9 protein-coding genes are annotated in these 12,760 nt (G+C 61.1%); 3 read left to right on the top strand and 6 right to left on the bottom strand.

Going from position 1 to position 12,760, the window contains the following annotated elements; translation table 11 throughout:
* Positions 1–378 precede the first annotated feature (378 nt).
* Both ACVJGD_RS20535 and ACVJGD_RS20530 read left to right on the top strand, forming a co-directional pair.
* Positions 379–1,815, top strand: coding sequence for a TonB-dependent siderophore receptor (locus tag ACVJGD_RS20535; protein WP_456636052.1), 1,437 nt, complete (start codon positions 379–381; stop codon positions 1,813–1,815).
* Entirely contained in the window at positions 1,721–2,629 is a 909-nt protein-coding gene (locus ACVJGD_RS20530; RefSeq protein ID WP_456640314.1) for a TonB-dependent siderophore receptor, read from the top strand. Before ACVJGD_RS20535 ends, ACVJGD_RS20530 begins: the two co-directional genes overlap by 95 nt.
* 91 nt (positions 2,630–2,720) lie before the next feature.
* Here the strand turns inward: ACVJGD_RS20530 and ACVJGD_RS20525 are convergent, their stop codons facing one another.
* Positions 2,721–6,146: an ABC transporter ATP-binding protein/permease gene (locus ACVJGD_RS20525; RefSeq protein ID WP_456640313.1), complete on the bottom strand. Its 3,426-nt coding sequence runs from the start codon at positions 6,144–6,146 to the stop codon at positions 2,721–2,723.
* Between ACVJGD_RS20525 and ACVJGD_RS20520 the strand changes: the two genes are divergently transcribed.
* Positions 6,066–6,350 carry a hypothetical protein gene (locus ACVJGD_RS20520; RefSeq protein ID WP_456640596.1) on the top strand — a complete coding sequence of 95 codons (285 nt, stop codon included), beginning with the start codon at positions 6,066–6,068 and terminating at the stop codon, positions 6,348–6,350. The genes ACVJGD_RS20525 and ACVJGD_RS20520 overlap by 81 nt on opposite strands.
* Before the next feature lie 192 nt (positions 6,351–6,542).
* Here the strand turns inward: ACVJGD_RS20520 and ACVJGD_RS20515 are convergent, their stop codons facing one another.
* From ACVJGD_RS20515 to ACVJGD_RS20495, 5 genes are all read right to left on the bottom strand, one after another.
* Positions 6,543–8,006, bottom strand: a complete 1,464-nt coding sequence (locus tag ACVJGD_RS20515; protein ID WP_456636051.1) for an ABC transporter ATP-binding protein — start codon at positions 8,004–8,006, stop codon at positions 6,543–6,545.
* Positions 8,003–8,854 carry an ABC transporter permease gene (locus ACVJGD_RS20510; protein ID WP_456636050.1) on the bottom strand — a complete coding sequence of 284 codons (852 nt, stop codon included), beginning with the start codon at positions 8,852–8,854 and terminating at the stop codon, positions 8,003–8,005. Before ACVJGD_RS20510 ends, ACVJGD_RS20515 begins: the two co-directional genes overlap by 4 nt.
* The gene (locus ACVJGD_RS20505; RefSeq protein ID WP_456636049.1) at positions 8,851–9,819 is read right to left on the bottom strand and encodes an ABC transporter permease; all 969 of its coding nucleotides are present in this window, start codon (positions 9,817–9,819) and stop codon (positions 8,851–8,853) included. The genes ACVJGD_RS20510 and ACVJGD_RS20505 overlap by 4 nt, the downstream gene beginning before the upstream one ends.
* Positions 9,816–11,360 (bottom strand): ABC transporter substrate-binding protein, encoded by a 1,545-nt coding sequence (locus ACVJGD_RS20500; RefSeq protein WP_456636048.1) that lies wholly within the window; start codon positions 11,358–11,360, stop codon positions 9,816–9,818. Before ACVJGD_RS20500 ends, ACVJGD_RS20505 begins: the two co-directional genes overlap by 4 nt.
* 241 nt (positions 11,361–11,601) lie before the next feature.
* Entirely contained in the window at positions 11,602–12,495 is an 894-nt protein-coding gene (locus ACVJGD_RS20495) for a MurR/RpiR family transcriptional regulator (protein ID WP_456636047.1), read from the bottom strand.
* Between the last annotated feature and the right edge of the window lie 265 nt (positions 12,496–12,760).

The raw sequence follows: 12,760 nt of genomic DNA, 5'->3' as shown, positions 1-12,760 counted from the left end.
AGAACAGCCAACCAAGGAGGGTCGCAAGAGCCGCAAGAGCACGGCTCACGACACCCCGTGCCGTCCAGATGCATCCTGAAAACAGGTCAGCCGTGCCGCTCCGGCAGGCGACGCAGTGGCTTTCGCGATCCATAACCGGCCAGTGCAGGGATCAAGAGCCCCCGGCCTTTGTGCTGGAGAAAGCCCATCGGGATCAGCTAAATCGTAGTATTTACTACTGGTTTTGGGATGACGATCGACCTGCAGAGTGTTCGGTGGAGCGCTAAGGAGACGAAGCGCCATTCAACTTAGAACTTCTGTAAAATATTGTATTTGAAAGGTTTTTTTGTTTAGCTTAGTAGCCTCCCGTGATGTGGGCTAGAGTGCGGGGGGCATGAAATGTCGGCAACGACAAAAATCGTAGTATCTATTACTTTAATTGGAGCGGCGGCGAGTGTTGTGGCGAGAGCTGAGCCGGCTCCCCCGGTTGCGCTCGATCCGATCGTGGTCACTGCGCCGCCCCCTCCACGATCGAGTGCCAAGCAGTCGACGCAACGCTCGACGAGATTGCGGGCCTCGTCGAAGCGTTCACCGCCGCCAAGGGAGGAGCGCTCCAGCCAGGCCTCGAGAGCAGGCAAGCTCGGCAGCCAGGAGGTGACCGAAGGAACGGGAGATTATACGGCGCGCGCCATCACCGTCGGGTCGAAGATCCCGGTGTCACCACGCGAAGTGCCGCAATCCGTCAGCGTTGTGTCCCAACAGCAGATCAAAGAGCAGAACCTCGTCACACTGTCCGATGCGTTGCAGCAGACGCCCGGGGTGACGGTTGTGAACAACAACACGTTCATGAGTACGTTCTTCTCCAGAGGCTTTGCGTTGACGACGGTCCAGCAGGACGGGGTGCCGCTGGAATATGCAAACAACCAAGCCTATGGCCCGTTTGACCTGGCTATGTACGACAGCATCCAGGTACTGCGCGGACCGAGCGGTCTTTTCACCGGTGCTGGCCAACCAAGCGGCACGATCAATCTCATTCGCAAGCGCGCACTCAGTCAGTTCTCGGTCAGGGGCGACGTGAGCGTCGGCTCCTTCGATTTCTACAGAGGGATGCTTGACGTCACGGGGCCGCTCAACAAGGCGGCGACAGTCCGCGGGCGCTTCGTGACGTCCTTTCAGGACAACGACTATTTCTACGATACGTCGCATAATCGCAACGCACTGTTTTACGGCACCGTTGAAGCCGATCTGACGCCTGACACGATGCTGCGCGTCGGCGCAAGCTACCAGAAGAATGATGCTATCCCGATGGGAGGTCTGCCTGCCTACAGCAATGGGAAATTGCTGGATGTTCCTCGGTCGACCTTCGTAGGCGCCGCATGGGGAAAACGGCCGGCGGAGACCGCAAATCCCTTTTTCGAATTCACGCACCAGTTCGAGAACGATTGGAAGTTCCGCGCTGCCGGCGATTATTTCTATCAAGACACGGACTGGCTACGCGCCTATCCCACCGGCCCCGTCAACCCGCTAACCAACAATTTCCCGGGTTACTACGGCGTCAGGACCCTCTATACCGACAAGCAGACCAGTCTCGACACGTCGCTGAGCGGTCCGTTGCACCTCTTCGGTCGCACCCATGAGCTCGTCTTTGGGTTCAATTGGCGAAACGAAGACTATCTCTACACGCCGGGAGCGACGATTCTCATCCCGGGGGCCGTTCAACGTCTACAATCTTTCGCCGAATATTCCGCTGCCGGCGTCGCTTCCCTTTCGATCGAAAACCGACACGGACACGATACAGTACGGCGCCTATGCTTCGGCCAGGATCAGCCTGGCTGATCCACTGAAGCTGATTCTTGGCGGCCGGCTGAGCTGGTACGATGCGAAAATCCAGACCCTGTATCCGACAGTGCAGGCTCCGACAAAGTACGGCGAGGACGCGGTCTTCACGCCCTATGCCGCGTTGATCTACGACATCACCCGCGACCTATCGGCTTACGCGAGTTACACGAGCATCTTCCAGCCGCAGAATTTTCAGACCTATCAGGGGCAGTTGCTCGATCCTGTGGAAGGAGAGCAATACGAAGTCGGCCTGAAACAATCCCTGCTGAATGGACGCCTCGAAGCTTCCGCGGCTGTGTTCCTGATCAAGCAGGCGAACACCGCGCAATTGGACAACACGCATCCCGGCTATTATCTGCCGTCGGGCGGCGAGATCGAGAGCAAGGGCGTCGAACTGCAGCTAACCGGTCGCCTGCTGGCAAACTGGAACGTCGTCGGCGGCTATACCTACAATCCGACCAGATACACCCGGGACCAGAATTACCAGGGTCAGCCTTACAGCACCGTCACGCCGGAGCATATCTTCCGGCTGTGGACCAATTACGACGTCACCGAAGGCGTTTTGCGCGACTGGAGTTTCGGCATGGGCATCAACGCGGTCAGCGAGTTCGGCAACAACGGCTACGTGCAACCAGCCTATGCGACGCTCGGTGCCCGTATTGCCTACAAGATCAATGAGCACGTCACGGCATCGCTCAATCTCGAAAATATCACCGACACGAAATACTATCAGACGGTTGGCGCGTCCGCCTACAACAACAACTATGGCGCTCCGTTCAACGCCACCTTCACCCTCCGGAGCAAGTTCTGAAATCTTGCAAAGGAAGGGAGCTGCTCGACGCAAACGGAGCCCGCAGATCTACCGGCGGGCTCTTTCTTTGATCAGCGGGCCGATCCATTGGCTATTGGGCCGCCACCTGTGCATCGATTGTCTGGCGGTTCACCAGGTCCGCGTAGAAGCCGCCTCTCGCGATCAACTCGGCATGGTTGCCGCGTTCAACGATGCGGCCTTTGTGCATGACGAGAATGATGTCGGCGGAACGGATGGTCGATAGACGATGGGCGATCGCGATCGTTGTGCGGTCGGTCATCAGCTCGTCGAGCGCCCGGCGTACACGTTTTTCGCTTACAGCGTCGAGATGCGACGTGGCTTCGTCAAGGATGAGAATGGGCGCACCCTTGAGAAATGCGCGAGCGATCGAGACGCGCTGTCGCTGACCGCCCGACAGGTGAACACCGCGCTCGCCGACCTTTGTGTTAAGACCCTGCGGCAGGGTGGCGATGAATTCGGAAAGAGCGGCCCGTTCGATGGCCTGTTTGAGATCCTCATCGCCGGCGTCGGGTCGGGCGATGCGGATGTTCTCGGCGAGCGTCGTGTTGAACAGGTAGGTGTCCTGGGCGACCAGTGCGATGCGCCCGCGCAGATCGTCGAGTGACACGTTTTTCAGGTCCCGCCCATCGATCAGCACCCGGCCTTGCTGCGGATCCCAGAACCGCAGCAGCAGGTTCGCCAGCGTCGTCTTGCCCGCTCCCGACGAGCCGACGATGGCAACTCGCGTTCCCGATGGAATATCGATGTCGATATTCTGCAGCACGGGCGCGCCAGCTCCGTCATATGAGAAGAAAACGCCATCGAACTGAACAGTGGATCCGCCTCGCGCGGCCGGAAAAGCGCCTTTTCCATCGACGATGCTGACCGGCTCGGCGTGCACGGCATGAACGCGCCTTGTCGAGGCGATGGAATCTGCAAGCTGCCGGGCTGCTTGCGCAAGCTCGGAAACGGGGACGAAGGCGGCCGAGGCGAGCAGGGCCATCAATGGGATCAGACCGTGATCGAGCCCGGCATGTTGGGCGAGGACCGCGCCCGCCATCATCACCGCGATTGCGCCGAGGGCACTGATCGCCTCCTGCTTGGCAGTCTGGAATGATAGATCGGCGTTAAGCGCGATACGCGTTTTCTGATAGTCGGAGATGAGCGAAACGAAGGTATCGCGTCGCACCTTGACGGCGCGAAACGCGACGAGCTCGGCCATGCCCTGCACGGTATCGAGGACGAAGGCACTCAGCAGCCCAAGTCCCTTTCGCGCCTTGGATCCGATCGCATCGACGCGGCGCCGGTCCAATACCGGCGCCAATGCTGCATAGAGGAGGAATAGCAGCAGGATCAGTGCCGCGGGCCAAGCGATGATGCCAAGCACGATGAGAACGGTCGCGGGAACCAGCAAGGCCACTATCGCGGGCGCGACGACATGGGCGAAGAAGTATTCGATGGTCTCGACATCCTGGGTGCCCAGCGAGACCAATTCGCCGGAGCGACGACGAAGCAGGTAGGCAGGCGCCAGCTTTTCCAGGCTGCGATAGAGATCGATGCGCATCTCTGCCAGCAACCGATAGGCCATATCGTGCGAGCGCCAGGATTCGTTCCATTGCAGCAACGCGGCAAGCGGCACGAGTGCCGTCATCCATGCGAGGAGCGATCCGAATTGCGCGCCAGACTGGACCGCTGCAACAGTCAGGGCACTGAGCGCGCTGACGGCGATCAGCGCATAGACACGGCCGACGCCTGAAGCGACCGTCAGGACGAGTTGCCGGCGCCAAGGCGTGACAAAATGAAAGAGCGTGGTCAGTGTCGCAAAGCTGCTCAATCGTGCCGCGATCCTTTCGCCCTCAGTCGCAATGAGCGCGGCGTTGGTTGTCGGTACCGAGTGCGCGGCCTCGGCTATTATCTGCGGCTCGATCCGCGAGACGTCAATGATCCGGTCGTTGTCGTCGGTATTGATCTGCTCGATCATCAGCCGACGGTAGGGGCCCTCCTTGACGATCAGGTCGGCATGAGTGCCGGTATCGACAATCCTGCCGTCTTCGACGACGATGATCCTGTCCGCGTCGATCACGCTCGATAGGCGGTGCGCCAGAACGATGGTGGTGCGTCCAACTGTCAAATCGTCGAGCGCGGCCTGTATGACGCTCTCATTTTCCGCGTCGACCGACGACAGCGCTTCATCGAGGATGAGTATCGGCGCATCACGCAGCACGGCGCGCGCAATCGCCAGTCTTTGTCGTTGTCCGCCCGAGAGGCGAAGGCCGCGTTCTCCAATAAGCGTGGCATAGCCGTTCGGCAACGCAGAGATGAATTCATGGGCGTTGGCGGCTCGGGCGGCTGCTTCGACCTCGGCCTGTGTTGCGCCGGGCCGCGCCAGACGGATGTTGTCCTCCACGCTGCCGTAGAAAAGATACGTGTCCTGCTGGACAACCGCAATCTGGTTGCGAATGTGATCGCTGGATAATTCGTGGATGTCATGCCCGCCGAAGGAAATCCGCCCTGCGGCCGGATCGTGGAGCCTCAGCAGTAGCTTGACGATGGTAGATTTGCCTGCGCCGCTATAGCCGACGATGGCAAGCCGCTCCCCGGCGCTGACCGTGAAAGAGACGCCCTTCAGCGCTTCGCCGCGTTCGTCGTCATAGCTGAATCGAACATCCGTAAATGCGATGGTCGGTTCCAGCGCGGATCTCATCTCGCCCTCGACAGGAGGCTTGGGCGGCGAGGTATCGAGCAGCGCTTTGATACCGACTGCGGCGGCGTTCGCTGTCATCCCCTTGTGGAGCAGCGAACGGAGATCGCGTAGCGGCCTGAATACTTCAGTTCCCGCCATGAGCACGATGAGCAGTGCCTCGATGCTCATGGCGCCCTGGCTGACACGCCAGGCACCAAGTGCGACCGCGCTCGCCGCGCCTCCGGCGATAGCGAGATCGGTCAGAGCTCGGCTCATCAGGCTGGCCTGAACGACAAAGAGGGTGCTTTCGGCGAGCTGGTGTGCACGCTCGGCCAGCTTCCGGCCGAAGGCGCCGCTCTGGCCGAAGGCCTTGAGTGTCGGCAAGCCCTGTATGGCATCCAGGAGTTCTTCGCCGAATGCCCGGAACGACTCCACGCGGCGCATCGTGGACGCCTCGCCGATCCGCTTCAGAACCACGGGCAGGACAAGCGCCAATATGGCAGCCATGGAGACAACGGCCGCGACCGGCACATCCCAGAAAGCGAGGATGGCGAACATCAGCAACGGCGTCAGCAGCGCGATCGCGAGCTGCGGAAGGAACTGGCCGAAGAACGTCTGAAGCTGTTCGACGCCATCGACCGTCGAAAGCACGATGCCCCCGGTGCGATTGCCGGCCAGCCATGCAGGCCCAAGCAGCACCAACTGGTCGTAGAGCTGGAGGCGGAGACGATCCTGTATCAGCATCGCCGTGTGATGCGCGACCACGGCACGCCAATATTCGAGGCCCATGCGCCCCAGAACGACCATGACGAGGACGCCGAGCGGCCAAAGCAGGCTGGAAAGCTCTACTCCCTCGAACAGGCGCGCCAGAATCCAACCCAGTGCGACGAACCGTGCAATCCCGAGCGCCAGCGACAGGAAGCCGAGCGTCATCGCCCACAGGATGCGGCCGCGAAAACCCCTGGTCGCACGCCAGAGTTGGACATCGAAGTGCATGACGGTCTCCTGGAGCCGACCTCAATTCGCCGGCCGTATTAATTACTACGATCTCGCTGTCAGTCGTGTGTCGTAAATGCCTACGATTATCGACACGATATGCACACGAACGGACTTTCCTGGACGCGAATTTGAGCACTCCCAGGACATTTGCCGTAGTATTTACTACGATATTTGCGGCTGAAAAGGGGGCCTTGGTGGGAGCGGGGCCGTTGCCGATGAATTCAGGCCGGCTTAAGGCCGGTCGGCACCAACAGGGCGCCGCGTAATGTCACGCAATCGTGCGGGGGCAGAAGTGTCGGCGCTCATCAGCATGCAACGATCAGCCACGGCCTCAGCCAACTCCCGGTCGTGGGTGATCAGCAGGATCGCGAGATCGCCCTCATCGGCTGTCTCCCGCAGGTGCCTGATCACCTCGGCCTGGACCGGCGGATCGAGCCGCGATGTCGGCTCGTCGGCGATCAGAAAGTGCGGCCTGAGCGCGAGGATACGCGTCAGCGCCAGACGCTGCGCCTCGCCGCCGCTGATCTGTCCTGGCAGGCGATCAAGCAGATCCTGGTTGAGGCCGAAACGACGCATGAGGGCTCGAATGGCTTTCACCGCATCCTGGCCGCCCGGCAATCTGATGAGATCCTGCATGCTGCGTCCGATGGACTGCCATGGGGAGAAGACCCGTGTCGGATCCTGGTGCAACTTCTGAATCGCCAAAGCGTCAGGGCGCGTCTTGGCAAAGCGGCGCCTCACGGCCCCCGCCATCGGCGCGGAGAGCCCAAGAATCGTGCGTCCGAGTGTGGTCTTGCCAATCCCGCTTTCTCCCAGCAGCGCGGCGATGTGGCCGGCATGGCAATGAAAATTGACGTTCTCTGCAAGGACGCGTCCGGCAACCCCGATCCGGAGATCCTCGACCTCAAGAACTTTCGGCGTCGATGAGCGTACATAAGGGCGCGCTGTCCAGCTTCGCGGATCGCTTCTCACATATCGCCGCGCATAGTCGGATGCCGGCGCCCCGAGCACCTGCGCACTCGGCCCTTCTTCCACGATTCTGCTGTCATCCAGGAAGGCGATGCGGTCGGCGACCTGCCGGACAAGGGCGATATCGTGCGTGATCAGCACGATTGCCCTGCCGTCGTTCTTGAGGAGATTGAACATTTCCGCCACGGCGTCGCGTCGATCCGCGTCCAGCCCCTTGGTCGGTTCATCAGCGACCAGGATTCGCGCACGCGTCACTGAGGCGATTGCGGCCATCACCCGTTGCGCCATGCCGCCTGAAAGTTCGTGCGGCCGCTTGCCGTGGTGCTCAATCTGCAGATGCATCGCCGCAAGCGCGTCGGCTGCAAGGCGGCGGCGCACATTGGCGCTTGCGGCAATTTGCTCGGCAACCTGGCTGCTCGCTTTCAGCAGCGGCGCGAGCGCGCTCAACGGCTCTTGCGGCAGAAGAAACAGGTCACTGGACCAGAGCCGCCGAAGGCCGCTGGTGTCGGCTACGGCAATCACGCGATCGTTGACGACGATCCGGCCGCTGACCTCCATCCCGCGCGGCACCAAACCCATAATGGCGCTGCCAATCATGCTCTTGCCGCTTCCGGTCTCGCCGAGAATGGCGATGATTTCGCCGTGAGCGACCTGAAGGCATATATTATTGACGATGCCTCGCGTCGGTGTCCCGATCGAAAGGTTCTCAACGCCGAGTGCGGTCATGCGTCACCGATCCCATCGCGGCGAAGCGCGCCATAATGTTCGCCAATCAGCGTCGCGGAGAGCGTGCAGATCAGGATTGCGGCGGCGGGTACCAGCACCAGATGCGGCGCAGTTCGGGCGAAGCTCAAGGACTCTGCGATCATCGCGCCCCATTCCGGCGTAGGAGGTCGCAATCCGATGCCGAGAAAGCCGACCGAGGAAATCGTCAGGACATTGCCGCCTAACGTCAGAGCGGCGAGCGAGTAGATATAAGGGCCTGCGCCCGGCAGTACGTGACGCATGATGATGTACGGCGTCGAGAAACCGAGGAGCCGTGCCGACTCAACGTGATCGGAGTTCAGTTCGCGGCCGGCGGCGGCGCTGGCGAGGCGGGCGAAACCCGGCCATTGCGACATCCACAAGGCGAAGAAAACCGGTCCCAATCCCCCACCAATTAATCCGGATACCAGGATGACAAAGAGCAGCGCCGGGCAGGCGATGATGACATCGGTGGTTCGCATCACCAGGGAGCGAAGCCATCCGCCAAAATAGGCGGAGAGAAAGCCAAGCACCGTGCCGGTGCATGCTGCCGCCACAGCGCCGGCGAAAGCCAGTCCAAGCGATGTTCTCGCTCCCGCTATGAGACGCGCCGCGATCGAGCGGCCGAGATGATCCGCTCCCAGAACGTAGTCGCCGAGCGGCGACGCATAGGCTGCCATCAGCGACTGCTTGTTGGGATCGACAGAGAGAAATATCGGTCCGACCAGGGCGAGCGACAGCATGGCAGCGGCGGGGGCGAGGCCAAGGCACAGGAGCGAGGCCGATAGCTGCGTCGTTGAGTGGCGCGGCTCGGCTACCATCATGCTCATCGGGGGCTCCCGGACAGGGAATCGCGTGGATCGAGCACTTTGACGGCGACGTCCGTGAGGCCGTTGATGACGACGACAGAGACACCGATGAGCAGTCCGGCGCCAAGCGCCAGCGGGATGTCGGAGGCAAGCACGCTTTCCACGAGAATCGAGCCGAGGCCGCCGAGATTGAACAGGACGTCGACGATGATCATTCCGCCGACCATGTGCGCAACGAGCGGGCCAAGGTAGGCCACGACCGGAACAAGCGTTGGGCGCAACGCGTGGACGAAGACGATGCGGAGCCAGGATTGGCCCTTGACCCGGCCGTAGGTGACGTAGAAATCGCGCAGCGTACGCACGACCGCGTTGCGCGTGATCCGGGAAAGATCCGGCACGAGTGCAATCGCCAGGGTCAGCGCGGGAAGGACGAAATAAAGCGACAAGTTGGTCCCGGCGACCGGAAACCACTGGAGCTTGATGGCGAACACCGTCACCAGCAGAGCGCCTGTCAGGAATGCCGGGATCGAGGACAGGAAGGCGGCCACCACCAGCATCAAGCGATCGACAGGGCCGCCCTTGTTGACCCCGGCAAGAAAGCCGATAGCGCCGCTCAGGATGACGGCGAGGGGCACGGCCAGGCCGATCACAGTCAAGGTCGGTGCGAGGCCGCGCCCCAACTCTTCGACGACGGGACGGTTGCTGACGATCGAGCGGCCCAGATTGCCCGCGGCAATCGATCCGATCCAACGGACGTATTGAGCGAGCACTCCCTGATCGAGCCCCGCGTGCCGCCGGATATCGTCGGCCAGCGCAAAGGTGATGGCGTCGCCATACCGCGCTTCCGCGACCCGCATCGCAATGTCGCCGCGCAGCGATTGGGTGCCGATGAAGGCAAGTGTCGCGACGACCAGCGCGACGCCAATGGCGGCTGCGGCGTGTCTCGTCACGCTCGTGCCAAGTCTCCAGCCAAGCGTGTCTGTCATGTCGCCCACCTGATGCGATCGATCCAGAAGCTGAACTCCAGTGGATCGACAACCACGCTGCCTGGGGCGATCCTCTTTGAAACCGCCACGCCGTAGTCACGATAGGTGATCGGAATGGCCGGAAGGCCGCTGACGAGAATGTCCTGTATGGATCTGCGCGCCGCTGTCCGTGCATCCGGTGTTGTCGCAGCGAGGTAGGCATGGAGGGCGCCGTCAAGTTCGGGAGCCATGAAGTTGCGTCCGCCCCAGACGTGATTGACCGCCGTCTCGGCTGAATAGTCGACCCGCAGGGTCGCAATCGCATCGGGGACCTGCGCATAGTTGCGGGCGCCGATGTTTGCCTGATCGGTGTTTGTCTTGACCTTGTCGAGGAGCACGGACCATTTGCCAGGTTCAAGAACCGCCTCGATTCCGATCTCCCTGAACTGGTCCTGGAGTGCCTGTCCGAGCGTGGCCCATTCGGGATCTGGGCCTGTAAAGAGATTGAAGACGAACCGTCCGCCGTTCTTTTGCAGAATGCCGTCGGCACCCGGTTTCCAGCCGGCCTGTTCGAGCAAAGCTCTTGCGCCATCGACGTCGCGCCTAGCTTGCGGAATGGACCGATCATGCCACTCCGGCAATGCGTTTGAAACCAACTGATTGGCGACACTCGTTGGATTCGCATAAAGCGCCGTCGCGATTCCAGTTCTGTCGACTGCCAGGGAGAGTGCCCTGCGGACGCGGACATCCGAGAACAGTGGATCGGCGACATTGAGCCTCAGCGTCAGGGTCCGGGCGGTCGGCACGACAATGACTCGCGTGCGCCCCGAGGACTCAATTCGGTTCTTGAGCAGGAGCGGAACGGAGAAGGTGAGGTCGGCCTGCCCGGATTCGGCAAGGTTGGCGAGTGCGTCCGGTGTCTTTGCCGCCGCAAAGCGAACCTTGGCGATATGGGGTTGCGGACCCCAGTAATCCGCAAACGCTTCGAGATCGATTGCATCCCTGCCGATGATCTTGACGGCTCGATAGGGGCCTGTCCCGATGACTTGCCGGACCATTCCACGCGCATCGAATGAGACAGGGGCCAGGATAATTGCGGTTGCATCGGTAAGATATGCCGGCAGCAGGCTGAACTGCGTGGTGAGACCGAACACGAGTTCGTCGCCCTCTGCCGTTACCTTCTCGATTGGCGCCGTTGCCACGAGTTCGGATGTCGGGCGAAGACGCTCGAAAGACTGGCGTATGATTTCGGGGCTCGCGGTCGTGCCGTCATGAAATCTGACGCCGGGCCGGATCTTGAAGCGCCAAGTCTTGCCGTCCGCGCTGACATGCCAGCTTTCGGCAAGTTCGCCCACGAGCTTGCCGGTCGGGTCGATTGTTACCAGGCACTCGGCGACGCGAAGCCGGCGGAAGTGAAATCCTGTATCGCGCGGCTCCAGGCTGGTGATCTCACGCGGAGAGACAACCTGAAGGACTCTGCTCTCGCGGGCCGCGCCGAGGGAGGCGCGCGAAGCGAGACCGGTTGCGATGCCGGCCGTCAAAAGCGACCTTCGGGATATCATGGTATTCCCTGAACATGGGAACGTGCCGGACGTCGGTCGCAGAGGGTCGCCAAGAGCTTCTCAGAGCGCCCGCGACCTCAGCAGGCGTCATTCACGTCAGACGTAGCGTTCATTACATTTAAATGGATGAAATTACGTCTGATACAGCAACAATAGCAGATCCGGGGGAGGGATGTCAGCTAACCTGCGTGCGAATCTAGTTTAGAATCGTAATAAATGCTACGGCTGCGCGATGAACCCGCTAACGGTCGTCCTTCGGCGTAACGGCGAGGTCAACCCTGAAATCCCTCAGGCGCCCTGCTGTTGCGAGGGCTAGCTTGGGCTCCTCGCGCGTCAGGGACAGGACGATGCTCTCAAGGGTCATCAGGATCGTCCCGTACAGGGTCATGTTGCCGACTTCGGTGCGCGGTACGACCACGATCGCATTCGCCTGCGAGGCCATCCTGCCCGTGGGATTGTCGGTAATCACAACGATGTCGCCGCCATGCTTGCGGATTTCCTTTTGGGCGAGCATGCCTTCCTTCTGCACCTGCCCGTAGGCCAGAACCAGAAGCGCATCGCCTTTTTGGATCTGCAGCAGGCTGTCCGCAAAATAGCCGCCGGCGCCGGCCAGCAGATAAGCGTGTCGGCCGATCCGATTGAGATGGATTGCCGTCTGCTGCAGGATCATGGCCGAGGGGCCGGCTCCATACAGCGCGATTCGGCGCGCCTTGCCGAGGACGGACCCGGCAGCGGCGATCGAGAGGTCGGTATGCGAATGACGCAGCATTTCGAGTGAATGCGCATAGGCCTCCACGGTCAAGGCAAACGGCGATGCCTCGTGCCGCTCGTTCAGCGTCTTCACGGTGGTGCTGACCTTGTCCGGCGCGTCGCGCGTTCCTGCGTCGAGCTTGGCGGCAATGACAGATTTCAGGTGGGGGAGGCCTTCATAGCCGAGCGATTGTATCGCGCGGATCACCGTGGCATCCGATGCGCCGATACATGACGCGAGATCCGCCGCAGAACTCACCAATACCGCGTTAGGGTGGCTCTCCACGTACGCTATGACGTTTCTGGCTGATTTGCTTAGCCGTTGAGTTCCAGATCTAACCAGTTGTGTGGTCGCCGCGAGCCGCTTTTGCTTCGGATTTCCCACGTATTCACCTCCCTATGGTGAAATGATAGACTCGATGGCACAACCAATACCATTCTTGGTCGACGTCAGGGGCCCGCTGTCACGATCGGGTGGGGTCAGGCACTGGGGCTCCGTGGGGTGCTGTTAGCAGATTTACGTAGAGATCGGCTCGGCCGGCGGTGACAGCGCGCCCAAATGGGCTCAACGGACATCCGGTTCGGGTGTAAGCGCCGGACTAGCCTGGAACGGTCCGGCGGCTTACTTCGTCGATGCGATCAGCAAGTTA

This window comes from Bradyrhizobium sp. USDA 10063 (assembly GCF_054063735.1).
Note: the sequence above shows the minus strand (reverse complement) of the source record. Positions and strands in the feature narration are given on the sequence as shown.

Bases quoted from the DNA above. Each gene is read 5' to 3' on its own strand.
- ACVJGD_RS20535 (WP_456636052.1), top strand. From the start codon at position 379: ATGTCGGCAACGACAAAAATCGTAGTATCTATTACTTTAATTGGAGCG.
- ACVJGD_RS20520 (WP_456640596.1), top strand. From the start codon at position 6,066: ATGCGCGACCACGGCACGCCAATATTCGAGGCCCATGCGCCCCAGAAC.
- ACVJGD_RS20515 (WP_456636051.1), bottom strand. From the start codon at position 8,006: ATGACCGCACTCGGCGTTGAGAACCTTTCGATCGGGACACCGACGCGA.
- ACVJGD_RS20510 (WP_456636050.1), bottom strand. From the start codon at position 8,854: ATGAGCATGATGGTAGCCGAGCCGCGCCACTCAACGACGCAGCTATCG.
- ACVJGD_RS20505 (WP_456636049.1), bottom strand. From the start codon at position 9,819: ATGACAGACACGCTTGGCTGGAGACTTGGCACGAGCGTGACGAGACAC.
- ACVJGD_RS20500 (WP_456636048.1), bottom strand. From the start codon at position 11,360: ATGATATCCCGAAGGTCGCTTTTGACGGCCGGCATCGCAACCGGTCTC.